Here is a 24,660-nt window from a genome sequence, read left to right on the forward strand (position 1 = left end):
TTTCCCGGAACCCGCACGGCCTGCCGCGTCGCTTGGCTGCTGTACCGGACAGGGCTTCGGCGGGTACAAGGGCCGCCCGGGCGTGTCAACAATGGGACGCGCCCACCTCGCACGAGACATGCCGAGACGATGACCGGACCCACAGGCGCCTCCATCGACCGCGACGAGGTCGCCCGCTTCGAAGCCATCGCGGCGACCTGGTGGGACGAGGCCGGACCGATGCGGGTGCTCCACCGCTTCAACCCCGTCCGCCTCGCCTATATCCGCGACACGGCCTGCCGGCATTTCGGACGGGACCGCAACGCGCCCTTCGCCCTGGAGGGGCTGACCCTGGTGGATATCGGCTGCGGCGGCGGCGTCCTCTCCGAGCCCCTGGCGCGCCTCGGCGCCCGGGTCACCGGACTCGATCCGGCGCCGACCAACGTCAAAGTGGCCCAGGCCCATGCCGACGCCGAGGGCGTGCCGGTGGATTACCGCGCCCGCACCATCGAGGATGTGGTGGCCGGGGGCGAGCGCTTCGACATCGTGCTCGCCATGGAGGTGGTGGAGCACGTGGTGGACATGCCGGCCTTCGTGGCGCAGGCGGCCCGGGCGGTGAAGCCCGGCGGCCTCCTGTTCGCCGCCACCCTCAACCGGACCCTGCGCTCCTTCGCATTGGCGATCGTCGGGGCCGAGTACGTCCTCGGCTGGTTGCCCAGGGGCACCCATGACTGGGAGAAGTTCGTGCGGCCCGACGAGCTCGCCCGCGCCGTCGAGACCGGCGGCCTCATCGTCACCGACACGACCGGGGTGGTGCTCAATCCCCTGGATGGCTCGTGGCGGGCGAGCCGCGACACGGCCGTCAACTACATGATCACGGCGCAGCGCCCCGGCGCATCCGGGCCCCCGGCCGCAGGCGGGCATTCGGCCTGAACCTTCGGGCGCGCACGCGGTTGGTCGGCGTACCCCGTGGGAGACCGACCTTGCTCGAAAAGATTCCGCACGCCGTGGGCGCCGCCCTGTCCGGCCTGAAGGCCGGGCTCGACAAGACCGCCTACCGGACCACCTTCGCCACCGTGCCCGAGGGCCTCGGCCTCACCAGCCTCGCCTTCGCGGACGGGACGGCGATGCCGGCGCGCTTCACCGCCGACGGGGCCGGCGGGTCACCGCCCCTGGCCTGGACCGGCCTGCCCCCCGGCACGGCGCGAATCGTCCTCCTCTGCGAGGATGCCGGCAGCCCCACGCCGAACCCGTTGGTCCACCTGATCGCCTGGAATTGCGATCCCGGCGCACCCCTGGCGGAGGGCGCGGCGAGCCAGGCCGAATCCGGCCTCGACCTCGGCAAGAACAGCTTCCTCAAGCCGGGCTGGCTGCCGCCCGACCCGCCCACCGGCCACGGTCTGCACGCCTACCTGTTCCAGGCCTACGCCCTCGACGGGACGCTGGCGCTGCCCGAAGATCCCGGCCGCGGCGCGCTGCTGGAGGCCATGGCGGGGCGCGTCCTCGCCAAGGGCTGCCTCGTCGGGACCTACGAACGCCCCTGACGGCGTCGACCGCTTGCGCGGGCGGCTCCGTCGGTGCAAGCGCCGATACGACGACCAGGGGAGGTTTGAGCATGAAGGCGCTGCTGTGTACCCATCTCGGAGGTCCGGAGGATCTGGACCTCGCCGACCTGCGGGACCCGGTGGCCGGTCCCGGCGAGGCCGTGGTGCGCATCACCCTGGCGGCGCTCAACTTCTTCGACACCCTGATCATCGCCGGGCGCTACCAGGTGAAGCCCGAGTTGCCGTTCTCGCCGGGCGGCGAAGCCTGCGGCGTCATCGAGGCCCTGGGCGAGGGCGCCGCGGGCTTCGCGGTGGGCGACCGCGTCATCGTTCACCAGAAATACGGCACCTGCCGCGAGCGGATCGCCGTCGCCACCCGGCACCTCACGCCGGTGCCGGCCGGGGTCTCGGACGCGCAGGCCGCCGGGCTCACCATCACCTACGGCACGTCGCTGCATGCCCTGCGCGACCGGGCCCGCCTGCAGCCCGGCGAGACCCTGGCGGTGCTCGGCGCCTCCGGCGGCGTCGGGCTCGCGGCGGTGGAACTCGGGGCGATCATGGGCGCGCGTGTCATCGCCTGCGCGTCCTCGCCCGAGAAGCTGGCAACGGCGCAGGCCCATGGCGCCACGATGGCGGTGGATTACGCCGCCGAGAACCTGCGCGAGGCCCTGCGCACGCTGACCGCGGGGGCGGGCGTGGACGTGATCTACGACCCGATCGGCGGCGACTACGCCGAGCCGGCCCTGCGGTCGCTCGGCTGGAAGGGCCGCTACCTCGTCATCGGCTTCGCGGCCGGCGACATCCCGCGGATTCCGCTCAACCTGGCGCTCCTGAAGGGCATCGACATCCAGGGCGTGCACTGGGGCGTCTTCGTCGAGCGCGAGCCGGAGGCGCACCGGGCCAACCAGGAGCAGCTTCTCGCCTGGGTGGCGGAGGGGCGCCTCACCGCGAAGGTCCACGGCGAATACCCCCTCGCCGATTACGAGGAGGCCCTCGGCATCCTCAAGCGGCGCGAGGCCGTCGGCAAGGTGCTGCTGCGGCTGTGAGGGGAGGTCGCCCGAGCGGTTCGGCGGCCCGCCTCCCTCGGCCCGCGAAGGCGGACGGTGGGACGGTCCCGCCGAAGGGCCCGCCTCAGAGCAGGCCCTGCGCCTTGGCGAGGGCCACGAGGTCGTGCTGGGGCCGGGCGCCGATGTGCTGGATCACCTCTGCGGCGGCGAGCGCCCCGAGGCGGGCGCTGTCGCGGTGATCGAGGCCGCGGGCATGGCCGGCGAGGAAGCCCGCCGCGAACAGGTCGCCCGCGCCCGTGGTGTCGACGAGCTCGTGGACCGGCGACGCGGATACGGCCTGCACGGCGCCCCCCTGGATCACGAGCGCACCGTCCGCCGAGCGGGTGACGAGGCCGAGCAGATCCCGGCCGCGGGCCGCGCTCTCCTCGCGCAGGGCGCGGATCGCGGCCTCGGCGTCGTCGGTCTCGTAGAGGCTCTGCAGCTCGCCGATATTCGCGAACAGGATGTCGATGCTGCCGTCGCGGATCAGGCCCAGGAACTCCTCCCGGTAGCGCCCGACGCAGAACGCGTCAGACAGGGTGAGGGCGGCGGCGTTTCCGGCGTCGTGGGCGATGGTCACGGCCTTGCGGAACGCGTCCTTGGCGGCCGGCGGGTCCCAGAGGTAGCCCTCGAGGTAGACCACGCGGGCGGCGGCCACGGTGGCCGCGTCGACATCGGCCGGCGACAGGCCCTGGCAGGCGCCGAGATAGGTGTTCATGGTGCGCTCGCCATCGGGCGTCACCAGGATGAAGCAGCGGGCGGTGGCCGGTCCGTCGGTGGCGGCGGCGACGGGGAAGCGGACGCCGGTGGCCTTGAGATCGTGGGCGAAGAGGCCGCCGAGCTCGTCGTCGCGGACCTTGCCGACGAAGCCGGTCTTCGCCCCGAGCATCGCCGCACCCACGGCCGTGTTGGCGCCCGAGCCACCCGACACGATGGTGGCCGGACCCATGGCGGCGAAGAGCGACTCGGCCCGCGCCTCGTCGATCAGCTGCATCGCGCCCTTCGGCACGCCCTGCGCCGCGAGGAAATCCTCCTCGGTGCGGGCGATGAGGTCGACGATGGCGTTGCCGAGAACGAGGAGGTCGAGGGATTCGGGCATCGGGCCGTCCAGTCTGGCGGTGAGCGGAAACTGCGCCGGGCTGTGGCACCGCCCCTGGCGGGGGTCAAGCGACGGCCGCCGCCAATGCGATCACCTGTTCGAAGCGTCACGGCGGAACTCCCCTCGCACCGCCCCGTCATCCCGGGGCCGCGCAGCGGAGCCCGGGATCCAGAACCATAGGTGGTGCAAAACCTTCCGCAGTCGGCGTTTCTGGATTCCGGGCTCGCCTGCGGCGCCCCGGAATGACCGCGCACCCTGCGATGTGACCGTGCCGAAGGCGCCGCGCGTTCCTACTGCAGCGTCTTCACCTCGCACTGCGCGTAGTCGCTGCTCGCCTTCACGTAGGCGTTCAGCGCCTTGACGTAGGCTTCCGCCAGGGGTCGGAACGCGGCGGCCTGCTCGTTGTAGGCCTTGATCGCGTCGTTGTAGCTGTAGGCTTCCCAGCCCGGGCAGCCGCCTTTGGCGTCGAGGCAGGCGGGCTTGACCGGCAGCGGGGGCTTGGTCGGACGGGCCGTCGCCGGGGGCGGCTCCGGCAGGGTACAGGCGGCGCGGGCCGCGTTCATCGACAGCAGGGTGCCGAGGCCGAGGGCCGCAGCCCGCAAGATCCGTGTCCGCATGCGGGTTTTCCCCTCCGTGACGACAGGCGCTACATGCGCGTGCGGTCGCCCCGGAGCAAGTCCGTGCCGGCGGCCGTCAGCGCGCGGCCACGGCCTCCCGTGCCGCAGCCTGTGCCGATGCCGGGGCGGGGCGCGGCGCCGGTGCGCGCTTCGGCTTGCCGCGTCCGCTCTTGTCCATCCGCGCCCGGACGGCATTGAGCACCGGCACCGCGAGGCCGAGGGCCAGCACCCACCAGGCCGGCCGGATGGTGTCCGGCACGTCGAGATTGGCCGAGAGGACGAGGCTCGCCGGGATGCCACTCGCCACGCCGTACCAGGCCGCTTCGAGCAGTGCGGTCACGAGGGCGGCCCCCAGAGCGAGGCCCGCCAGGGTGAGCGGGTTGGTCGGCCACCCGAAGCGCTGCATGGCGCGGTGACCCATCAGCAGCAGGAAGGCGCCGGTCCAGAAGACCGGATCGGACACGTCGATCTTGGCCTGCAGGTAGTAGTGGATCAGGCCCAGGATCGCGATGAGGTAGACGGACTTGTGCAGGCGCGGCCAGGCCTTGCCGAGGCGCCGGATCATCCCGTCCGTGGAGGTGACGCCGAGCACCACGAGGCCGAGAAGCGCCACGAAGCCGATGGTGAGGTAGATCCGCGACGCGATCTCGGTGACGACCTTGGTCAGCACGAAGTTCTGGTCCACCACGTAGAGTAACAGGTGGATCAGCCCGTAGGCCAGCACCGTCAGGCCAAGCATGCGCCGGACCAGGATGAGCTTCGGCGCGTGGGCGATGCGGCGTAGGGGCGTCACCGCCAGCGACAGCATGAGGAAGCGCACCGCCCACTCGCCGGTACCATGAAGCAGCGCCGTGATGGGCTTCGCCCCGAGGGCATCGGCCGCGTAGGCGCCGGCGAGCCACAGGCCCGGGGCCAGGGCGAACAGGAAGGTGGCGAGCTTCAGGCCGGAGACGCGTCCGGCGCGGTCGCGCCAGGGCGCGGAGAAGGCGGGCAGGGCTGGCATGGCGATCCGGGATCGGGGAAGCGGTTGAATCGAAAGATAGGGGCCGGGGAGGATCCGTGAGGCGGCGCGGGGTCGCAGCCGGCCTCGACGAGCCACCGGGGCGTCGGGGTGTCGCGATGTATTCGCTTGGCGGCCGCGGGGGTTACAGGCCTGTGCAGAGCTTCGGGCAGCCCGGAACCTTGGCCGGTGCCGCGATGGTTGACGATTGCTATAAGCCGACGCCGCGCCAACGATCACGAAGCCCCCCATGCCCGCAGACAGCCCCGCCGACAGCCTCGAGACCATGACCGCCGAGACGGCGCGGACCGAGCACGCGGACCTCTCCGAACGGATCGCCGAGGCCGATCGGCTCTATCACCAGGAGGATGCCCCCGAGATCACGGATGCGGCGTACGACGCCCTGCGCCGGCGCCTGGAGCAGATCGAGGCGCGATTTCCGGATCTCGCCGGAACGGGGGCCGCCAGCGCTTCGGTGGGCGCCAAGCCCTCCGAGAAATTCGCCAAGGTGCGCCACGCGGTGCCGATGCTCTCGCTGGGCAACGCCTTCGCGGACGAGGAGGTGGCGGAGTTCGTGGCCCGCGTCCGGCGCTTCCTGAACTGGCCGGAGGGCGATCCCCTGGCCTTCACCGCCGAGCCGAAGATCGACGGCCTCTCCCTGGCCCTGCGCTACGAGGACGGGCGCCTCGTCACGGCGGCAACCCGGGGCGACGGCGAGGTCGGCGAGGACGTCACGGCCAATGCTCGCACGGTGTCGGACATCCCGCAGCGGCTCGCCGGGACGGACGTGCCGCCGGTCTGCGAGGTGCGCGGCGAGGTCTATCTCAGCCACGCGGATTTCGCCGCCATCAACGCGCGCCAGGAAGCCGCCGGGAAGGCCCTGTTCGCCAACCCCCGCAACGCGGCGGCCGGGTCGCTGCGCCAGCTCGACCCCGAGATCACCCGCGCGCGCCCGCTCAAGTTCTTCGCCTATGCCTGGGGCGAGGTGGTGCCGGCGTTCGACGGCACGCAGCACGGGGTGCTGGCGCGGTTTTCGGACTGGGGCCTGCCGGTCAACGACCGGACGAAGCTCTGTGCCGATTCGGACGCGATGATCGCGCATTACCGGAGCATCGAGGCCGAGCGCGCCGACCTCGGCTACGACATCGACGGCGTCGTCTACAAGGTCGACGACCTCGCCCTGCAGCGCCGCCTCGGCTTCGTCTCCCGCTCGCCCCGCTGGGCGCTCGCCCACAAGTTCGCGGCCCAGAAGGCGCTCACGGTGGTCGAGGACATCGAGATCAATGTCGGGCGCACCGGCTCCTTGAATCCGCTGGCCAAGCTGCGTCCGGTCACGGTGGGCGGCGTCGTGGTGTCGAACGCTACCCTGCACAACGAGGGTTACGTCCAGGGCGTCGGGGCCGACGGCGAGCCGATCCGCGACGGGCGCGACATCCGGGTCGGCGACACCGTCGTGGTGCAGCGGGCCGGAGACGTGATCCCGAAGGTGATGGACGTGGTGTTGGAGAAGCGCCCGGCCGGGTCGAAACCCTACGCCTTCCCGACCCACTGCCCCGCCTGCGGCAGCCGGGCGGTGCGCGAGATCAACCCGCGCACGGGCAAGCCCGACGCCGTGCGCCGCTGCACCGGGGGCTTGATCTGCCCGGCGCAGGGGGTCGAGCGCCTGAAGCACTTCGTCTCCCGCAACGGCTTCGACCTCGAGGGCTTCGGCCAGACCTATATCGAGGTCTTGTTCGAGGCCGGGCTGGTGCGCCAGCCCGCCGACCTGTTCCGCCTCGACTTCGAGCCCCTCAAGGCCGCCATCGTGGCGCGGCGCGAGGCGCTCTCCGCCGAGCGCCGGGCGGAGGGCACCCCCGCCCCCAAGAAGCCGACCAAGAAGAAAGGCGAGGAAGAAGACAAGGCGATCAAGAACCTCCTCGCCTCGGTAGAGGATCGCCGCAGCCTGCCCCTGAACCGCTTCCTCTTCGCCCTCGGTATTCCGGAGATCGGCGAATCCACCGCCAAGGCCCTGGCCAAGCGCTTTCCCGACATGCCCGCCCTGATGGCGGGCGTCGCCGCCGCGGCGGGCGACCAGGCCGGAGCGGACTGGATCGAACTCTCCGCCCTGTCCCGCATCGGACCGACCACCCGCGACCGCCTGCTGGAGCTGGGCTATCCCCGCGCGGGTGGCGAGCCGGAGGCCGGAGAGGACGAGGAGGCGGAGACCCAGCCGCAGGGGCGGGTGCGCCTGTCGGCCCCCCAGCGCGCCAGCCTCCTGAGCCATTACGGCGACGCGGACGCCATCGTGGCGGCCCTCGCGCGGGCGGCCGAGCAGCGCCCGGGGGATGCCTATCGCCACTTCGCCGACGACGGCGAGATCGGCCCGGTGGCGACCGACTCGCTCATCGCCTTCTTCGCCGAACCGCACAACGACGCGGCGGTCCGGGCCCTGCTCGCCGAAGTGAAGACTGAGCCGATGGCGGCCCCGGCCACCGCCACGGCCTTCGCCGGCAAGACGGTGGTGTTCACCGGCAGCCTGGAGCGGATGACCCGGTCCGAGGCCAAGGCCACCGCCGAGCGCCTGGGCGCCAAGGTCTCGGGTTCGGTCTCGGCCAAGACCGACCTCGTCGTGGCCGGGCCGGGCGCGGGCTCCAAGCTGACGGACGCCCAGAAGCACGGCGTCGAGGTCGTCAGCGAGGAGGCATGGCTGGCGCTCGTCGCCGGCGCTTGAGCCGGGATTCGTGGGCGCCTAGACTCGGGGGTGCCCGCATCCGCGGGCGCTTGGCCGCGTCCGGCCGGGACAGGGCCCCGCGATTCCCGCATGACCGTCATCGCCCTCGACTTCGAGACCGCCAACGAGCGGCGCGACAGCGCCTGTGCCGTCGGCCTCGCCTGGATCGCCGGCGGCCGGGTGGTCCGGCGGGAATCCCGGCTGATCCGCCCGCCGGAGCTGCGCTTCTCGCCGGGCAACATCCGGGTCCACGGCATCCTGCCGGCGGACGTGCGCGGCCAGCCGGACTTCCCCACCGTGATGGCGGAGTTCCTGCCCGACCTCACCTCCGGGCTGATCCTCGCCCACAATGCCGGCTTCGACCTCGGGGTGCTGCGGGCGTCCCTGGCCGCGCATGGGCACCGGCCGCCGGCCTTCGCCTATCTCTGCACCCTGCAGATCGCCCGGCGGGTGTTTCCGGCGGAGGAGGGCTGCGGCCTCGGCAAGGTGGCGACGCGCCTCGGCATCCGCTTCGCGCACCACGATGCGGGCGAGGATGCCTATGCCTGCGCGGAGATCGCCCTGGCAGCCGTGCGGGAGACCGGCGCGCCGGACGTGCCCGGGCTGTCGCAGGCGCTGCGCCTGCCGATCACCACGGTCCCGGCGGGTCCCGATCTCGCCCTGCCTCCGCGCGGCCGGCCTGGCTCCCTGACCGAGCGGGCCCGCCTCGCCGCGGGCGCCCGTCCGGCCTCGGCGCCGGGCCTGCATTTCGCGGTGCGCGGCAGCAGCGGCAACCGCTACGCCGTGACCCTGGAGGATCGCACCGGCGGGCCTCACCTGCGCTGCACCTGCATGGCGGGCCGCTACGGCACCCGGTGCCGCCACGTGAAGGCGCTGCTCGCCGGCGACATCACCGACCTGCTCTCGAGCAACCACGACGACGTCGCGGTGCTGCGGGTCCGGATGACGGCCGCGTCGGTGGGGTGAGGCGGTCGCCGCCGCACCCGTCGTGAGGTCCGCCCGGAGTCGCGCCGGGCGGCGCCCCCGCCTTACGCCGCCTTCTTCGCCGCCGCGTCGCCGTAGAACGTGCCGCCGCGGGCAGCCATGTCGAGGAGGTTCTGCGGCACGGCGAAGCGCGGCCCGTGCTTGGCTTCCAGCCCCTGCGCCAGCGTCACGAAGGCCTGGGCGCCCATGAAGTCGATGTAGGACAGGGCGCCGCCCGTGAAGGGGGCGAACCCGAAGCCCAGGATCGAGCCCACATCCGCCTCGCGCGGATCGGTGACTACGCCCTCGCCGACGGTGCGGGCGGCTTCCAGGGCCTGCACCACGAGAAGGCGCTGCTTCAGTTCCGAGAAGTCGACCGCGTCCGGATCGATTCGGGTCGCCTGCAGGGCGGCGAGGCCCGGCCACAGGCGCTTGGGCGCGCCCTCGGGGTAATCGTAGAACCCCTTCCGGTTCTTGCGGCCGAGCCGACCCTCGCCCTCGACGAGGGTGGTGAGCAGCGCCTTCTGCGCCGGGTCGATGCCGTCGGCCCCGAGCTGCGCCTCCGTCGCCTTGACGATCTTCAGGGCGAGGTCGACCGCGACCTCGTCGGTCAGGGAGAGCGGGCCGACCGGCATGCCCGCCTGGCGGCCGGCATTCTCGATCATCGCCGCCGGGATGCCCTCGTTGAGCATCTTGTGGCCTTCCAGCAGGTAGGCGCCGACGCAGCGGTTGGCGAAGAACCCGCGCGCATCGTTGACGACGATCGGGGTCTTCTTGATCGCACGGACGTAGTCCAGGGCGGTGGCCAGCGCCGCGTCGCCGGTCTGGTCGCCCCTGATGATCTCGACCAGCATCATCTTCTCCACCGGCGAGAAGAAGTGGATGCCGACGAACTGTTCCGGCCGGGCCGAGGTCTTGGCGAGCCCGGTGATCGGCAGCGTGGAGGTGTTGGAGGCGAAGATCGTCTCCGGCCGGATCACGGCCTCGACCTTGGCGATGACCTCGGCCTTCACCGCCGGGTCCTCGAACACCGCCTCGATCACGAGGTCGCAGGCGGCGAGGTCGGCGTAGTCGGCGCTGGTGCGGATGCGGGCGAGGAGGGCATCGCGGTCGGCGGTCTTGGCCCGGCCCTTGTTGATCTGGTCGGTGACGAGCTTGTGGGCGTAGGCCTTGCCCTTCTCGGCCGCCGCCACCGACTGGTCGACGAGGACGACCTCCATGCCCGCCTGGGCGGTGACGTAGGCGACGCCCGCGCCCATGAAGCCCGCGCCGACGACGCCGACGCGGCCGACCTGGGTGGCCGGCACGCCCTTCGGGCGGCGCGCGCCCTTGTTCAATTCGCCCATGGAGAGGAACAGCGTCCGGATCATCGCGGCCGCCTCCTTGGTCCGCAGGATGTGGGCGAAGTACCGGCTCTCGACGCGCAGGGCCTGGTCCATCGGCAGCTGCAGACCCTCGTAGACGGAGGCCAGGATCGCCTTGGCGGCAGGGTAGTTGTCGTGCGTCTCGCGCCGGTAGATGGCGTTGGCCGGCGGCCAGATCATCATCCCGGCGGGCGAGTAGACCTTGCCGGAGGGCGCCTTGAACTTCGGCTGGTCCCAGGGCGCGACGGCCGAGCCGCCGGCGGCGATCCAGGCCTTGGCCTTGGCGACGATCTCGTCCTTGGCCGCGACCTCCTGGGCGAGGCCCATGTTGCGGGCCATCAGCGGACGGATCTGCTCGCCCTTGAACAGCATCTGCAGGGCGTCGCCGGTCTGCATCAGGCGCGCGACGCGCTGGGTGCCACCGCCGCCCGGGAACAGGCCGACCTTGATCTCGGGCAGGCCGACGCGGGTCTTCGGATCATCGGACAGCACCCGGTAGTGGCAGGCGAGGGCGAGCTCGAAGGCCCCGCCGAGGCAGATGCCGTTCACCGCCGCCGCAAAGGGCTTGCCGCAGGTCTCGAGCTTGCGGAAGACGAGGCTGAGCTTGCGCGACTCCGCGAAGAAGTGGCGCATCGCCTCTTCCTCGCCGCGCTCGGCCTTCAGGGCCTCGTAGGCGCGGCCGAGGCCCTGGAGCATCGTCAGGTCGGCGCCGCCCGAGAAGTTGTCCTTGCCCGAGACGATGACGCAGCCTTTGATGGCGGGATCCGCCACGACGGCGTCCACCACCTGGCTCAGCTCGTCCATCACCGCGTCGGTGAAGACGTTCATGGAGCGGCCGGGCATGTCCCAGGTCGCCAATGCGATCCCGTCGGCGTCGGTTTCCAGTCGGAAGTTGGTGAGATTCATCGCTGATCCTCGAATGTGCGGCGGGTGAGCGGCTTCGGTGGCAAGCTTAAGCTCTTGTCAAAACTTGCAGTGGCATCTCGAATTGCCGGGGGGCATGTTGCTGCGACAGGACAAGACCATGACTGCTCGGATCGGCTGCCAGGGCTGCCGCGAGGGAGCCGAACTCGACTTCACGTTCACGATGGCGTTCCAGCCGATTCTCGACCTCGCGGCCCAGCGCGTCTGGGGGTACGAGGCCCTCGTGCGTGGCCCGGGGGGTGAATCCGCCGCCTCGATCCTCGGCCGCGTGACGCCCGAGACCGTCTACCGGTTCGACCAGGCGGCGCGGGTCAAGGCGATCGAGCTCGCCGGCCGGCTGTTTCCCACCGACGACGCGACCCGTCTGTCGATCAACTTCATGCCGAACGCCGTCTACGAACCGGCGGCCTGCATCCGCTCGTCCCTGGAGGCGGCCCGCAAGGCGGGGTTCGCTCACGACCGGATCATGTTCGAGTTCACCGAGAACGAGAAGTTCCGCGACACCGCCCACGTCTCGCGCATCGTCGCCGAGTATCGCCGCCAGGGCTTCCTGACCGCCCTGGACGATTTCGGCGCGGGCTTCGCCGGCCTCAGCCTGCTGGCGAACTTCCAACCCGACCTCATCAAGATCGACATGGATCTGCTGCGCGGCATCGACACCGACCAGCGTCGTCAGATCATCGTGGCGGGCATCATCGGCATCGCCCGCTCCCTGGACATCGCGGTGATCGCCGAGGGCGTCGAGACGGCGTCCGAGCTGGACACCCTGCGCGACCTCGGTGCGAACCTGTTCCAGGGCTACCACTTCGCCAAGCCCCACCTGGAGGCGCTGCCCCCGGTCCGCGGCTTCCCGGTGGCCGGCTCTCCGGCGGGCGGGTTCCCCCGCGCGCATGTGGCCTGAGCCGGCCATCGGGATCCCCGCCGGTCCGCCTCAGCGCGCCGGCATCGGCATCGGCGCACCGGGGGCACCCGCCGCACCGTTGGCCGCGGAATCGCCGGCCGAGGCGATCGCCAGCATGTTCAGGAGCTTGGTCACCGAGGCCTGCGAAATCGTGGTCACGGTGGAGGCTGGATCGGCATTGACCGCCTGGAACTTCTGGTAAGTCTTGTCGCCGTAGATTTCGGTGAGGTGCTTCAGTTCGTCGAGGCTGAACTTCTCGGCATAGGCCTTCGACAGGCCGTCGAGCATCGTCTCGCGCTGCTTGTCGAACTCGGCGCGGATCTCCTTGCGCACGGCCTCGGCCTTGTCCTCCTTCATCGGCGCCACGGTCTTCTCGAGGGCGCCCGTGAAGCCGACCTCCAGGTTCTTGATCGTGGTCTTCTGCACCAGGTCCTTGGCGACGGCGATGCGCTCGGCGGCATCGTCGGCGCGGGCGGCCATCGGCAGGCAGAGGGCCGTGGTCAGGCAGAGGGTGGCGAGCAGGCGCGTCATCTTGGCGTGTCCTCAGAGATTCTTGTCGTGAGCCCGGCGCCGGGTGGCGGCGGGCGCCGCCCTCTACCCCACTTGGCCCGCGTTTGGGAGGCGGCGCAGGCTCACACCCGTTCGATGATGGTGGCGGTGCCCATGCCGGCACCGATGCACAGGGTCACCAGGGCGCGCTCCTTGCCGGTGCGCTCCAACTCGTCGAGCACGGTGCCGAGGATCATCGCGCCGGTGGCGCCCAGCGGATGGCCCATGGCGATGGCGCCGCCGCAGACGTTGATCCGGGCCGGGTCCACGTCGAAGGCCTGCTGGAAGCGCAGCACCACCGCGGCGAAGGCCTCGTTGACCTCGAACAGGTCGATGTCGGACAGGCTCATGCCGGCCCGCGCCAGGACCTTCCGCGTCACGTCCACCGGGCCGGTGAGCATGAGGGCCGGGTCCGAGCCGATATTGGCGAAGGCGCGGATGCGGGCGCGGGGCTTCAGGCCCGCGGCGCTGCCGGCCTCGCGCGATCCGATCAGCACGGCGGCGGCGCCGTCGACGATGCCCGACGAGTTGCCGGCGTGGTGGACGTGGTTGACGGTCTCGACGTCCGGATGGGCGTCGATCGCCACGGCGTCGAAGCCACCCATCTGGCCCATCTGGACGAAGGAGGCCTTGAGCTGGCCAAGCGACTGCATGTCGGTGGCGGGCCGCATGTGCTCGTCGTTGGCCAGGAGCGTGATGCCGTTGATGTCGCGCACCGGCACGACCGCGTCGGCGAAGCGGCCCTCGGCCCAGGCGGCGGCCGAGCGCTTCTGCGATTCGACCGCGTAGGCGTCGCAAACGTCGCGGCTGAAGCCGTATTTCGAGGCGATGAGGTCGGCCGACACGCCCTGGGGCATGAAGTACGACTTGATTGCGATGGCGGGATCCACGGGCCAGGCGCCGCCGGAGGCGCCGAGGCCGACGCGGCTCATGGACTCGACGCCGCCGCCCACCGTCAGGTCGTGCTGCCCGGCCATCACCTGCGCGGCGGCGAAGTTCACCGCGTCGAGGCCCGAGGCGCAGAAGCGGTTGATCTGCACGCCCGGCACGTGCGTGCCGTAATCGGCCACCAGGGCCGCCGCCCGGGCGATGTCGCCGCCGGCCTCGCCCACCGGATCGACGCAGCCGAGCACCACGTCGTCGACGCGGCGCGTGTCGAGGTCGTTGCGCTCCTTGAGGGCGCGGAGCGCCACCTCGGCGAGGCGCAGGGCCGTCACCTCGTGCAGCGACCCATCGGGCTTGCCGCGGCCCCGCGGGGTGCGGACGTGGTCGTAGATGAAGGCCTCGGGCATGCGCGTTTCCCTGTTGTCCGCCCGTTCGGGGCGACGGCGTTCAAAAATCCGGTCCGGATCCGTCAGTCCGGGGCCGCGACGCGGAGCCCGGAAGCCAGAACCGCAGGTCGTGGCGAGGTCGCCCGCGCCGGCGGTTCCGGATTCCGGGTTCGCCCTATGGGCGCCCCGGACCGACGCGGCGTCTTCGGATCGCGGTCGTCCCGGTCTAAAACGCCTCGGCGCCGAGCGCCATCGTCGTCTCGGCGCCGGCCTTGATCCGCACCAGCCGGGTCGCGGTCTCGGGCAGCATCCGCTCCATGTAGAAGCGGCCCACCACCAGCTTGGCGGCCATGGCGTCCGAGGCGGCTTCGGCCTGGCGGGCCAGGGCGGCCTTGGCGATGCGCGCCCACATGTAGCCCATGGCCACGAGGCCGAGGAGGTGCATGTAGTCGGTGGCGCCGGCCCCCGCATTGTCGGGTTTCGTGAAGGCGTTCTGCATGAACCACATGGTGGCGCCCTGCAGGTCGTTGAGCCCGGCCTGGAGGGGGGCGACGTAGGGCGTCATGCCCTCGTCCTCGCCGTGGTCCTTGAGGAAGGTCTGCACCTCGCCGAGGAAGCTCATCATGGCCCGGCCGCCGTCCTTGGGCAGCTTGCGCCCGATAAGGTCCATGGCCTGGATGCCGTTGGCGCCCTCGTAGATCATCGCGATGCGGGCATCGCGCACGAACTGCGACATGCCCCATTCCTCGATGTAGCCGTGGCCGCCGAACATCTGCTGGGCCTCGACCGCGTTGGCGAAGCCCCGGTCGGTCAGCACGCCCTTCACCACCGGGGTCATCAGGCCCATGTGGTCCTCGGCGGCCTGCCGTTCGGTCGCGTCGTCGGACCGGTGGCCGATATCCGCCTGGAGGGCGGTCCAGAGCACGAGGGCGCGGGCGGCCTCGTTGAAGGCGCGGATGCCCATCAGGGTCCGGCGCACGTCGGGATGGACGATGATCGGGTCGGCGGCCTTCTCGGGCGCCTTGGCGCCGGTGAGGGCGCGGCCCTGAAGCCGGTCCTTCGCGTAGGCGACGGCGTTCTGGTAGGCAACCTCGGATTGTCCGAGACCCTGGACGCCCACCGCGAGGCGGGCCTCGTTCATCATCACGAACATCGCGTTCAGGCCGCGATTCTCCTGCCCGACGAGCCAGCCCTTCGCCCCGTCGTAGTTCATCACGCAGGTGGAATTGCCGTGGATGCCCATCTTGTGCTCGAGGGAGCCGCAGGAGACGGGATTGCGCGCGCCCAGCGAGCCGTCGGCGTTCACCAGGACCTTCGGCACCACGAAGAGCGAGATGCCCTTGGTGCCGGCCGGCGCGCCCTCGATGCGGGCTATGACGAGGTGGATGATGTTCTCGGAGAGGTCGTGCTCGCCGGCCGAGATGAAGATCTTGGTGCCGGTCAGGCTGTAGGAGCCGTCGCCGTTGGGCACCGCCTTGGTCTTGAGGAGGCCGAGATCCGTGCCGCAATGGGGCTCGGTCAGGTTCATGGTGCCGGTCCAGGCCCCTTCCACCATCTTCGGCAGGTAGAGCGCCTTCTGCTCTTCCGACCCGTGCACCAGGAGGGCCGCCATCGCGCCCTGGGTCAGGCCGGGATACATGCCGAGGGCGAGGTTGGCCCCGGAGGCGAATTCCTGGATCGCGGTGTTCAGGGTGTGCGGCAGGGCCTGCCCGCCATAGGCCTCGGGCATCGACAGGCCCATCCAGCCGCCGCCCGCATAGGCGTCGTAGGCGGCCTTGAAGCCCTGCGGGGTCGTGACGCTCCCGTCCGGATGCCGGGTGCAGCCTTCCCGATCGCCGGCGGCGTTCAGGGGGGCCAGGACGGTCTCGGCGAGCTTGGCGCCCTCGTTGAGCACCGCCTCCATCACGTCGGGAGAGGCGTCCGAGAAGCCGCGCAGGTTGTCGTAGCGGTGGAACCCGAGCACGTCGTTCAGCAGGAACAGGACGTCCTCGACCGGTGCCTTGTAGCTGGGCATCGCGCATCATCTCCCGGAAACGGTTGCGTTCCTGGTCGGACTTCCGGCCGCCGGCGCACCTGATGGTTCACATATAAACTAATCTGCGGCGGACGAAAGGGGGGCGCGCGGGGTGCCAACGGGAATCGGTCATCCGCCACCAATCGGTCAGGTCTTAACCGCCTGTTTACCAAGACTACCAAATGTCGGGGCGGACGGATCTGCCGTTAACCCCTCCCTCGCTTTTCGTGTGGCGGGGGGCGCTCGCGGATCGAACCATGGACTTCGCCGGGTCAGGTTGGACGATGACACGCAACGCGACGCTCGACCTCGAAGGCTTCGATCCGGACGTTCTCGAAGCGGCACGGGATGTCGCCCGCCGCGCCGGCATTCCGGTCGAGACGTGGATCGCCTCCATCGTCGATCCCCGGGCGCTCGCGGACAAGGCTGAACCCGAATCACGGAGCGCGCAACCGCAGCCGGCCCCGGTCGCACCGGCCGAGCCGACACCCGTCGCCGCCGCACCGGCGCCGGTCGAGGTCCGGCCTTCGAGCGCCGCGCCCACCGGGTCGACCGGCAAGAACGCGGCCCTCACCGAGATGATGCGTCGCCTGGACGGCATCGACCAGCGCATCGGCGCCGAGGCGCCCGTGCCGCCGGCGCCCGCCGCCCCGAAGGTCGAGCCGGCCAGCCCGCCGCCCTCCGAGATGGCCCAGCGGCTCGCGGAGATCGAGCGCCGGATGACGGAGATCGGCGCGCAACTGGCTGCGCCCCGTCCCCTCGGCCGCCGCGGCCGCCCGGTCGTGACCGAGATCCGCGACGCGGTCACGGAGATTCGCCAGCGCCAGCGCGAACTGGACGGTACGCCCGCCGCGCCCGCCGCGCCCGCCCAGGCCGCCGCCCCGGCCCCGGTCTCGAACGCCGCCCCGACCCTGGCCGCCCCCGTCATCGCCGAGCTCCAGAGCGAGACGGTGCGGCTGCGCGAATCGATCGGCAGCCTCGCCAGCAGCCGCGACGTCGGCGCGCTGGAGACGGCGATGCAGACCCTGGCGGCCGGTGTCGAGAAGGCGCAGGCCCCCGGCGACCTCGCCGCCATCGCGGCCCCCATCGAGGCGATCCGTGTGCAGGTCGAGCGCCTGGCCGAGGACGTCGCCGACAACGTTCACGCCCGCGTCGCCGCCGATGTCGAGCGCCTAGCCGCCAAGATGAACGGCACGTTCCAGGGCGCGCCCTCCGGCATCGCCGAGCAGGACGTGGTCGCGGGGCTGTTCCGGGAACTCGACGAGATCCGCCGCCTGATCGGCGCCCTCGCCGGACCCGAGCGGATCCAGAGCCTCGCCAACGGCCTCCAGGCCATCAGCACCCAGATTTCGCAGCTCCAGGCCGGCATGCCCGGCGAGACCGCCAGCATGGCGGAGCTCCGCCCCCTGCTGGAGGAAATCCGGATCGGCCTGCGTTCGAACGCCGAGGCCGGCATCGGCGAGCAGATCCAGGAGATGGGCGCCAAGCTCGACGCCCTGCGCGGCGCGGGCCCCATAGCCGCCCACCAGGATTCGGACGTCATCCTGCACCGGATCGATGCCCTGTCGGAGAAGGTCGACCGGGTCAGCATCAATCCCGTGGGCGACCTGATCGGACGCCTCGAAGACATCGGCGCGACCCTGCGCCGGCCGGCACTGCCCGACGAGAACCTCGCCTCGATCCACGGCATGCTGCACGAGCTGACGGTCAAGCTCGATCGCATCGGCACGGGCGAGGGCCCCCGCGACGAGGGCCTCGACGCCCTGGAGCAGCAGGTCCTGGCGCTGGCCGAGCGCATCGACACCCGGGACGCCGATCCGGCCCTGGCCGGGCTCGAGCGCACCATGACCGACCTCCTCGACCAGGTCTCGGCCCTGCGGGCCGAGGCGCCGATGGAGGCCGCCGTCGAGCGCGCCGCCCGCAACGCGGTCGCCGAGACCATGGGCGCGGCCGCCGAGACCGGCGAAGTGGCCCTCCTGCGGGCCAGCCTCGCGGATCTGCGCGCGCATCAGGTCGCCTCCGAGCAGCGGATGCAATCGACGCTGACCGGGGTCTACTCCGCCCTGGAGCGCCTGGTCGGCCGGATCGGCACCGGCGACACGGATGCCGCCCTCCTGACCGGCGCCCGGACCCCGCGGGACGCGTCCGCGAAGGACATCCTGGCCCGGGAGATGCTGGCGCGGGATCTGGCGTCGCGGGACACGGCCAAGGATTCCCTCCGGGAGCCGGGCGCCGAGCATCTCGCCGGGGGGGCACCGTCGCGCCGGCCGGATGCGGCCCGGACCGAACGCCCCCTGGTCTCGGGTCCCGATCTTCCGCTGGAGCCGGGCGCCGGACGCCCCGGCCGTGAGCGCCCGGGCAGCCGGGTCGAGGCGAGCGAGGCCGCGGGCGCGGCCGACAGCGACATCAAGACCAGCTTCATCGCCGCCGCCCGGCGTGCCGCGCAGGCGGCGCAGGCAGAGGCCGCCGGGCAGGCCGAGGCGCAGGAGGGCGACGGTGTCCGCACCGGTCCCGACGCCGCGCGCCGCGACGGTCGCCTCGCGCGCTTCCGCGAGGGCATCGACCGCCGCCGCAAACCGCTCCTCCTCGGCCTCGCCGCAGTGGTGCTCCTGCTCGGCGCTCTCCAGGCCGTGACCGCCCGCCGGACCGCGGACACCGCGTCATCGGCGACCGAGCCGGTCGCGACGCGCTCGGCGCCCGCCGACATCGCGGCGGCGGCACCCGATGCCGGCCCCGCAGCCGAGGCGGCCGCCAAACAGCCGGACGCCAAGACCCAGGACGCCAAAGCGCCGGATGCGAAGGGCGCGACGCCCGCCCCGGCCGATCCGCAGACGACGCAGAGTCTCTCCGAAAGCCCGCCCGCCAAGGGCACGGTGCCGGCCGTGGCCGCTCGGTCCGCGGTGCCGCGCGTGACGACGATGGCCGGACTGACCGCGGACCTCGCGGCGGTGCCGCCGAACCTGGTGAAGCTGCGCCAGGCCGCCCTCGGCGGCGACGGCGCCGCCGCCTACGACCTCGGCATGCGGGCGGCCGAAGGGCGCGGCATGACGCGCGACCCGGCGCTCGCCGTGAAGGTGTTCGAGCAGATCGCCGCCAGCGGCTTCGCGCCGGCGCAGTACAAGCTCGGGAGCCTGTACGAGAAGGGCGTCGGCGTGACCCGCGACCTGGCTCAGGCGAAACTCTGGTACGGCCGTGCCGCCGAACTCGGCAATGCCCGCGCCATGCACAACCTCGCGGTGATCTACGCCGAGAACCCGGTGGCCGGCGGCAAGCCCGACTTCGCCACCGCCTCCCTCTGGTTCAAGCGCGCGGCCGAGCTCGGCGTCCGCGACAGCCAGTACAACCTCGCGGTTCTCTACGCCCGGGGGATGGGCGTGCAGCAGGATCTCGGACAGTCCTTCCTGTGGTTCTCGGCCGCCGCCGCGCAGGGCGACGAGGACGCCGCGAAGAAGCGCGACGACGTCGCCTCGAAGCTCGACGCGAAAGCCCTGGGTGCCGCGCGGGCGCAGGTCACGGCCTTCAAGCCTAAGGTGCCGGAGCCCGCGGCCAACGAGATCCCGGCCCCGCTGCCCACCGAGAACTCAATGAGCCTGCTCGGTGCGGCGCCGCCCTCCGGCAACGTTCCGCCGGCCCGCCGGATCTGAGCGGCCGCGCGGGGGATGCGAGCTTCTGACGCCCTCCCGCTTTTGCGCCGAACCCCCGGTTCCCGGCGTTGTCGCAGCGGTGATCGCCGGACCGTCGTGATCGGGTGACCCATTTCGAAGCGCAGGTCGCCTCCATCGGGCGGCCCGACAAGCGGAGAGCCGATGGCGCGCGTGACGACGGTTCCACCGGCCGCCCTGATCCTGGGGATCGCCGGGCTGATTCCGTTCCTAGGCTTCGCCCTCCTCGCCTATAGCGGCTCCGATGGCGGCCTCGGCACCATCGGCCTCAGCCCCCGCCTCATGCTCTCCACCTACGGCGCCGTCATCGCATCGTTCCTCGGCGGCATCCGCTGGGGCGCGGCGGCCGCGCGCAATTCGGGCGGCGCGGACTACGCCATCGCGATCCTGCCCTCGCTGATCGCCTGGGCGGCCCTCGCCGCCCCGATGCCCTGGGATCTGCGCATCCTCGGCATCCTCGTGCTGGCCTGGGGCCTCATCGACCAGGACCTGCCGCGCCGCGGCCTCGTCCCGGTCTGGCTCGGCCGCCTGCGCCTGGCCCTGTCGGGGGTCGCCGGGGTCTCGCTGCTCATCGCGGCCTGAATCCCGTTTGGCTCCTCGCACCGTGTCCGGTCGATCGCTTCGGTTGGCTCGCTCGGAACGGGCCCCGTCTCCCGAAAGGAGAGGGGACCGGCGCACTGAAAACGCCGGAGGTCTCGGCCGGAGAGAGGCTCAGTCCTTGCTCAGCATCGCCTTGCCGATGGCGAAGACGCGGCCGTCGCCGAGGAGGTGTGCCGTGAAGCCGGCCGGAAACAGCGGCTCGAAGGCGGCGTTGCGCACGTTGAGCCCCCCCGCATAGGCGCCGAAGGCCGGCATGATCAGCCGGCGCCCGTCGGTGACGAAGCAGCGCCGGCGCACGGCCCGCCCGCGCATCGCGACCTTTCCGCAGGGATGCAGGTGGCCGGAGACTTCGCCCTCGGGCGCATCGACGGTCGGTTCGTGCCGCAGGGTCAGGGCGCCCACCCTCAGCGTCTCGGCGTAGCGGCCGCCGACGCCCTCGCTGACCGCATGGTCGTGGTTGCCGGCGATCCAGACCCAGTCGCGCCCCTCCTGCAGGGCCGCCACCATGGCGCGGTCGCCCGGCTCCATGCGCTCCGGTCCGCGGGAATCGTGGAAGGAATCGCCCAGCGCGACGACGCAAGCGGGGTCGAGCCGCGCGATCACCTCATGCAGGCAGGCCAGGGTCTCGCGGGTGTCGTAGGGCGGCAGGAACTGCCCGGAGCGAGCCGCATAGGCCGAGCCCTTCTCCAGGTGGAGGTCGGACACCACCAGGGTGCGGTGCGGGGCGAGCCAGAGGCCGCCGCAGAGGTCGAGGGCGAGGGTTTCGCCGGCAAGGGTCAGGCCGGGGGCCCGGATGGTCTTCTCAAGTCTCTGGCCGAGCGCCAAAACCGCGTCCTCTGCGTTCGGGGCAGGGCGTTTCACCACGCGCTCAGGCCAGCGCTTCTTCGAGCAACTGCGCCTCGGCTTCGGCCAGAATCTCGTCGGCGCCCTCGCCGTAGACCCGTTCGCGCCCGATCTCGAGCATCACGGAGACGGAGAGCGGCGAGACGCGATCGAGCGCCTTGTGGATGATTCGCCCCTGGATGCGCCTCAACATCATACCGAGGCGCTTCACGTCGAGGAGTCCGGTTGCCGCATCCTGCCGCGCCGCCTTGAGCAGGAGGTGGTCCGGCTGGTGCTTGCGCAGCACGTCGTAGACCAGATCGGTGGAGATCGTGACCTGCCGGCCGGTCTTGGCCTGGCCTGGATAGCGCCGCTCGATCAGCCCGGCGATCACGGCGCATTGCCGGAAGGTGCGCTTCATCATGGCGGATTCGTCCAGCCAGGCCTCGAGGTCGTCGCCCAGCATGTCCTCGGCGAACAGGGTCTCGAGGAAGTCCGGTTCCCGGCCGATGCGTTCGCCGACATCGCGGTTGAGCCAGATGGCGATGCCGTAATCGTTGGCGGCAAAGCCCAGGGGCCGCATCCGCGCCCGTTCCAGACGGCGGGTGAGCAGCATGCCGAGGGTCTGGTGCGCGAGCCGCCCCTCGAAGGGAAAGGCCGTCAGGTAGTAGCGCCCGGCGCGGGGAAAGGTCTCCACCAGCAGTCCCGTGGGACCGGGCAGGACCGAGCGGGTCCGCTGCTGCAGGAGGTAGTCCGAAACCTGGCGCGGCAGCCGGTCCCATTCGAACGGATCGGCGATCAGGGCACGCACCCGCGCCGCCAGGAAGGTCGAGATCGGGAACTTCGCCCCCGCATAGGACGGGATCGCCGGGTCGGTGCCCGGCCCCGCGCGGGTCGCCAGGGCCTCGTCCTCGGACAGGCCCTCGAAGCGCAGCACCTCGCCGGCGAACAGGAACGTGTCGCCCGGCGTCAGGGTGTCGGCGAAGTCTTCCTCGATCTCGCCCAGCACCCGGCCACCGCGGGGCAGGATCGCGCCCGGCTTGCCGCGCACGCCGCGGGCGAGCCGGACCTTCACCTTGGCGGATTCGACGATGGTGCCGACGTTCATCCGGTATTGCTGGGCGATGCGGGCATCGCGCACCCGCCACAGGCCGTCCGGCCCGCGCAGGATCTTGGCGAAGCGCTCGTAGGCCCGAAGGGCGTAGCCGCCGGTGGCGACGTAATCGACCACCGCCTCGAAATCCTCCCAGGACAGGGTGGCGTAGGGGGCGGCCGAGACGATCTCGGCGTAGAGCTGCACCGCGTCGAAGGCATCGGCACAGGCCATGCCGAGGACGTGCTGGGCCAGCACGTCGGGGGCGCCGAGGCGGGCGTCGGGCGTGTCCTGGGCGGCGGCCTCCACGGCGTCGAGGGCGGCCTGGCACTCGAGCATCTCGAACCGGTTGGCCGGCACGAGATAGGCCTTCGACGGCTCGTCCATGCGGTGGTTGGCGCGGCCGATGCGCTGCATGATCCGGCTCGCCCCCTTGGGGGCGCCGATATTCACCACGAGGTCGACGTCGCCCCAGTCGATGCCGAGGTCGAGGGTGGCGGTGCAGACGATCGCCCGCAGCTGGCCCGCCGCCATGGCGGCCTCGACCCGCCGGCGCTGGGTGGCATCGAGCGAGCCGTGATGCAGGGCGATGGGATAGTTGGCGTCGTTGATGCGCCAGAGTTCCTGGAAGGTGTACTCCGCCTGGAGCCGGGTGTTGACGAAGACCAGCACGGTGCGGTGCCGCCCGATCAGCTCGTAGATCGCCGGCATCGCCTGCCAGGCGGTATGGCCGGCCAGGGGCAGGGTGAGGCCGGTCTCCAGCATGTGGAGGTCGGGGGCGGCGCCGCCCTTCACCACCACGAGCTCGGCCATGGCCGGGCCGCCCTCTTCCGCTTCGGTGGAGGAGGGGGGGTGTTGAGGAACGAGATACCGGCGCAGCTCGTCCGGCTCGCGCACGGTGGCGGAGAGGCCGATGGCCGTGAGCCCGGGGCTGAGGCGGTGCAGGCGCGCGAGCGCCAGGGACAGGAGGTCGCCGCGCTTCGAGGTGACGAGGGCGTGCAACTCGTCGAGGACGACGCAGGACAGGCCGGCGAACAGGTCCGCCGCCTCGCGATGGGCGATGAGCAGGGCGAGCTGCTCCGGCGTGGTCAGCAGGATGTCGGGCGGTCGCGCGATCTGGCGGGTGCGCTTGTGCGAGGGCGTGTCGCCGGTGCGGGTCTCGACGCGTACGGGAAGGCCCATCTCGGCGATGGGCGCATCGAGGTTGCGGGCGATGTCGACGGCCAGCGCCTTCAGGGGCGAGACGTAGAGGGTGTGCAGGCCCCGCGGCTTCGCCGACGCCGGCCGCGCCGCCAGGGCCGTGAGGCTCGGCAGGAAGCCCGCGAGCGTCTTGCCCGCGCCCGTCGGCGCCACGAGGAGCGCCGAGCGGCCGCCCCCGACGATGTCGAGGAGTTCGAGCTGGTGGGGCCGGGGCGTCCAGCCGCGCGCGGCGAACCACGCGGCGAAGCGTTCCGGCAGGGGGGATGCAACCGCGCGCTTGCTCAGGCCAGGGCCATCAGGAAGCGGTCGATCAACTCCAGCGCCCGCTCGGTCATCGCCCCGGGATAGCGCACGAAGATGTGGCAGCCGCCCGGATAGATCGCCGTGTGTCCGCCGTTGCCGGCGGCCGCCCAGCGGGCCGACATGTACAGCGTGTCGTCGAGGAGCGGATCGTGGGTGCCCACGGTGAACAGGGCCGGCGGCAGGCCCTTCAGGTCGGCATAGACCGGGGAGACGTCGGGCCGGCGCCGGTCGATGCCCTCACGGACGTAGTCGTTGGCGAAGTTGGTGAGGTCCCGGGTGTTCACCACCAGGCGCTCGTCGCCCCAGTTGCGCACGCTCGGGGTGAGGCCGAGGTCGAAGAAGCCGGCATTGAGGTTCGCCCCCCGGAAGGCGCGGGGCAGGCCGTGCCTGTCGCGCAGCCGCAGGAGCACCATCACGGCGAGCTGCGCGCCGGCCGATTCGCCTCCGATGGTCAGGGCGGAGATGCCGAACTCGGCCCGGCCGGGACCCGCGAGCCAGAGGGCGGCGGCCTCGCAATCCTCGAGGGCCGCCGGGTAGGGGTGCTCGGGCGCGAGGCGATACTCCACCGACAGGCAGACGAAGCCGCAGACGTCCGCGATGCGCTCCAGCCACGGGTCCTGCTCGTCGGCCGCGCCCCAGACCCAGCCCCCGCGATGGATGTGCAGGTAGGCGCCGCGCAGCTTCGACCATTTCCGCGCATCGGGGCGGATGACGCGCAGCTGGAGGGGGCCGGCGGGCCCGTCGATGGTCAGGATTTCGGCCCGGGCGCTGCGCGGCATGGCCGGCGAGGCCTGCGTGCCCTGGCGGCGGCGCGCCCGGACCTCGGTGATGGGGATCGACCAGGGATCCGCCTGCGCGGCATGCGCGGCCACGATCTCGGCGTTCAGGCGCCTAGTCTCGGGGTCGATCATCGCCGGATCGAACAGGGCGTGGTCGATCATGGAGCGGTTCGTTTCATGGACGGGTCAGTCTGCGGGGCGAGGGTCGGTCGGGGACGAC

At 71.7% G+C, this 24,660-nt stretch carries 18 protein-coding genes; 8 read left to right on the top strand and 10 right to left on the bottom strand.

The window, feature by feature from the left end; all coding sequences use genetic code 11:
• Positions 1-129: 129 nt before the first annotated feature.
• From ubiG to ASG63_RS13660, 3 genes are all read left to right on the top strand, one after another.
• Positions 130-912, top strand: a complete 783-nt coding sequence (gene ubiG, locus ASG63_RS13650; RefSeq protein WP_056217106.1) for a bifunctional 2-polyprenyl-6-hydroxyphenol methylase/3-demethylubiquinol 3-O-methyltransferase UbiG — start codon at positions 130-132, stop codon at positions 910-912.
• 50 nt (positions 913-962) lie between these two features.
• On the top strand, positions 963-1,523 hold the full coding sequence (locus ASG63_RS13655; protein ID WP_056217108.1) for a YbhB/YbcL family Raf kinase inhibitor-like protein: 561 nt from the start codon (positions 963-965) through the stop codon (positions 1,521-1,523).
• A gap of 71 nt (positions 1,524-1,594) precedes the next feature.
• Entirely contained in the window at positions 1,595-2,569 is a 975-nt protein-coding gene (locus ASG63_RS13660; RefSeq protein WP_056217110.1) for an NADPH:quinone oxidoreductase family protein, read from the top strand.
• A gap of 85 nt (positions 2,570-2,654) precedes the next feature.
• Here the strand turns inward: ASG63_RS13660 and ASG63_RS13665 are convergent, their stop codons facing one another.
• The 3 genes from ASG63_RS13665 to ASG63_RS13675 form a co-directional block, all read right to left on the bottom strand.
• Complete coding sequence (locus tag ASG63_RS13665; RefSeq protein WP_056217114.1) at positions 2,655-3,668, bottom strand: adenosine kinase; 1,014 nt, start codon at positions 3,666-3,668, stop codon at positions 2,655-2,657.
• Between the two features lie 290 nt (positions 3,669-3,958).
• Positions 3,959-4,285, bottom strand: coding sequence for a hypothetical protein (locus ASG63_RS13670; RefSeq protein WP_056217117.1), 327 nt, complete (start codon positions 4,283-4,285; stop codon positions 3,959-3,961).
• Between the two features lie 76 nt (positions 4,286-4,361).
• Positions 4,362-5,288, bottom strand: a complete 927-nt coding sequence (locus tag ASG63_RS13675) for a sulfite oxidase heme-binding subunit YedZ (RefSeq protein ID WP_056217121.1) — start codon at positions 5,286-5,288, stop codon at positions 4,362-4,364.
• 247 nt (positions 5,289-5,535) lie between these two features.
• On the opposite strand from ASG63_RS13675, the gene ligA reads away from it, so the two are divergent.
• Entirely contained in the window at positions 5,536-7,995 is a 2,460-nt protein-coding gene (gene ligA, locus ASG63_RS13680) for an NAD-dependent DNA ligase LigA (protein WP_056217124.1), read from the top strand.
• Positions 7,996-8,085: 90 nt separating this feature from the next.
• Positions 8,086-8,961 carry a 3'-5' exonuclease gene (locus ASG63_RS13685; protein WP_056217127.1) on the top strand — a complete coding sequence of 292 codons (876 nt, stop codon included), beginning with the start codon at positions 8,086-8,088 and terminating at the stop codon, positions 8,959-8,961.
• A 62-nt stretch (positions 8,962-9,023) separates the two neighbouring features.
• Here the strand turns inward: ASG63_RS13685 and ASG63_RS13690 are convergent, their stop codons facing one another.
• Positions 9,024-11,228 carry a 3-hydroxyacyl-CoA dehydrogenase NAD-binding domain-containing protein gene (locus ASG63_RS13690; RefSeq protein ID WP_056217129.1) on the bottom strand — a complete coding sequence of 735 codons (2,205 nt, stop codon included), beginning with the start codon at positions 11,226-11,228 and terminating at the stop codon, positions 9,024-9,026.
• Between the two features lie 118 nt (positions 11,229-11,346).
• On the opposite strand from ASG63_RS13690, the gene ASG63_RS13695 reads away from it, so the two are divergent.
• The gene (locus ASG63_RS13695; protein WP_056217457.1) at positions 11,347-12,147 is read left to right on the top strand and encodes an EAL domain-containing protein; all 801 of its coding nucleotides are present in this window, start codon (positions 11,347-11,349) and stop codon (positions 12,145-12,147) included.
• A 30-nt stretch (positions 12,148-12,177) separates the two neighbouring features.
• Here ASG63_RS13695 and ASG63_RS13700 read toward each other — a convergent pair whose 3' ends face one another.
• The 3 genes from ASG63_RS13700 to ASG63_RS13710 all read right to left on the bottom strand — a co-directional run bounded on the left by ASG63_RS13700 (position 12,178) and on the right by ASG63_RS13710 (position 15,981).
• A complete protein-coding gene (locus ASG63_RS13700; RefSeq protein ID WP_056217132.1) occupies positions 12,178-12,678 on the bottom strand; it encodes a hypothetical protein in 501 nt (166 codons plus the stop codon).
• Between the two features lie 101 nt (positions 12,679-12,779).
• On the bottom strand, positions 12,780-13,988 hold the full coding sequence (locus tag ASG63_RS13705) for an acetyl-CoA C-acetyltransferase (protein WP_056217135.1): 1,209 nt from the start codon (positions 13,986-13,988) through the stop codon (positions 12,780-12,782).
• 205 nt (positions 13,989-14,193) lie between these two features.
• Positions 14,194-15,981: an acyl-CoA dehydrogenase C-terminal domain-containing protein gene (locus tag ASG63_RS13710; RefSeq protein ID WP_056217139.1), complete on the bottom strand. Its 1,788-nt coding sequence runs from the start codon at positions 15,979-15,981 to the stop codon at positions 14,194-14,196.
• A gap of 284 nt (positions 15,982-16,265) precedes the next feature.
• Between ASG63_RS13710 and ASG63_RS13715 the strand changes: the two genes are divergently transcribed.
• Both ASG63_RS13715 and ASG63_RS13720 read left to right on the top strand, forming a co-directional pair.
• Positions 16,266-19,625 (top strand): tetratricopeptide repeat protein, encoded by a 3,360-nt coding sequence (locus ASG63_RS13715; protein ID WP_056217461.1) that lies wholly within the window; start codon positions 16,266-16,268, stop codon positions 19,623-19,625.
• A gap of 162 nt (positions 19,626-19,787) precedes the next feature.
• Positions 19,788-20,225 (top strand): DUF3429 domain-containing protein, encoded by a 438-nt coding sequence (locus ASG63_RS13720; RefSeq protein WP_056217143.1) that lies wholly within the window; start codon positions 19,788-19,790, stop codon positions 20,223-20,225.
• A gap of 129 nt (positions 20,226-20,354) precedes the next feature.
• Here the strand turns inward: ASG63_RS13720 and pdeM are convergent, their stop codons facing one another.
• Genes pdeM through ASG63_RS13735 form a run of 3 tightly spaced genes read right to left on the bottom strand, consistent with a single transcriptional unit; the run spans position 20,355 to position 24,602 of the window.
• Entirely contained in the window at positions 20,355-21,068 is a 714-nt protein-coding gene (pdeM, locus tag ASG63_RS13725; protein WP_056217147.1) for a ligase-associated DNA damage response endonuclease PdeM, read from the bottom strand.
• A gap of 43 nt (positions 21,069-21,111) precedes the next feature.
• Complete coding sequence (locus ASG63_RS13730; RefSeq protein ID WP_056217149.1) at positions 21,112-23,643, bottom strand: ligase-associated DNA damage response DEXH box helicase; 2,532 nt, start codon at positions 23,641-23,643, stop codon at positions 21,112-21,114.
• Positions 23,640-24,602: an alpha/beta hydrolase gene (locus ASG63_RS13735; RefSeq protein ID WP_056217153.1), complete on the bottom strand. Its 963-nt coding sequence runs from the start codon at positions 24,600-24,602 to the stop codon at positions 23,640-23,642. The genes ASG63_RS13730 and ASG63_RS13735 overlap by 4 nt, the downstream gene beginning before the upstream one ends.
• Between the last annotated feature and the right edge of the window lie 58 nt (positions 24,603-24,660).

The sequence above is a fragment of the Methylobacterium sp. Leaf94 genome (assembly GCF_001426045.1).
GTDB lineage: Bacteria > Pseudomonadota > Alphaproteobacteria > Rhizobiales > Beijerinckiaceae > Methylobacterium.

Excerpts from the sequence above, each read along its gene's own strand:
- ubiG (WP_056217106.1), top strand. The coding sequence starts at position 130 with ATGACCGGACCCACAGGCGCCTCCATCGACCGCGACGAGGTCGCCCGC.
- ASG63_RS13660 (WP_056217110.1), top strand. The coding sequence starts at position 1,595 with ATGAAGGCGCTGCTGTGTACCCATCTCGGAGGTCCGGAGGATCTGGAC.
- ASG63_RS13665 (WP_056217114.1), bottom strand. The coding sequence starts at position 3,668 with ATGCCCGAATCCCTCGACCTCCTCGTTCTCGGCAACGCCATCGTCGAC.
- ASG63_RS13670 (WP_056217117.1), bottom strand. The coding sequence starts at position 4,285 with ATGCGGACACGGATCTTGCGGGCTGCGGCCCTCGGCCTCGGCACCCTG.
- ASG63_RS13675 (WP_056217121.1), bottom strand. The coding sequence starts at position 5,288 with ATGCCAGCCCTGCCCGCCTTCTCCGCGCCCTGGCGCGACCGCGCCGGA.
- ligA (WP_056217124.1), top strand. The coding sequence starts at position 5,536 with ATGCCCGCAGACAGCCCCGCCGACAGCCTCGAGACCATGACCGCCGAG.
- ASG63_RS13685 (WP_056217127.1), top strand. The coding sequence starts at position 8,086 with ATGACCGTCATCGCCCTCGACTTCGAGACCGCCAACGAGCGGCGCGAC.
- ASG63_RS13690 (WP_056217129.1), bottom strand. The coding sequence starts at position 11,228 with ATGAATCTCACCAACTTCCGACTGGAAACCGACGCCGACGGGATCGCA.
- ASG63_RS13695 (WP_056217457.1), top strand. The coding sequence starts at position 11,347 with ATGACTGCTCGGATCGGCTGCCAGGGCTGCCGCGAGGGAGCCGAACTC.
- ASG63_RS13700 (WP_056217132.1), bottom strand. The coding sequence starts at position 12,678 with ATGACGCGCCTGCTCGCCACCCTCTGCCTGACCACGGCCCTCTGCCTG.
- ASG63_RS13705 (WP_056217135.1), bottom strand. The coding sequence starts at position 13,988 with ATGCCCGAGGCCTTCATCTACGACCACGTCCGCACCCCGCGGGGCCGC.
- ASG63_RS13710 (WP_056217139.1), bottom strand. The coding sequence starts at position 15,981 with ATGCCCAGCTACAAGGCACCGGTCGAGGACGTCCTGTTCCTGCTGAAC.
- ASG63_RS13715 (WP_056217461.1), top strand. The coding sequence starts at position 16,266 with ATGACACGCAACGCGACGCTCGACCTCGAAGGCTTCGATCCGGACGTT.
- ASG63_RS13720 (WP_056217143.1), top strand. The coding sequence starts at position 19,788 with ATGGCGCGCGTGACGACGGTTCCACCGGCCGCCCTGATCCTGGGGATC.
- ASG63_RS13735 (WP_056217153.1), bottom strand. The coding sequence starts at position 24,602 with ATGATCGACCACGCCCTGTTCGATCCGGCGATGATCGACCCCGAGACT.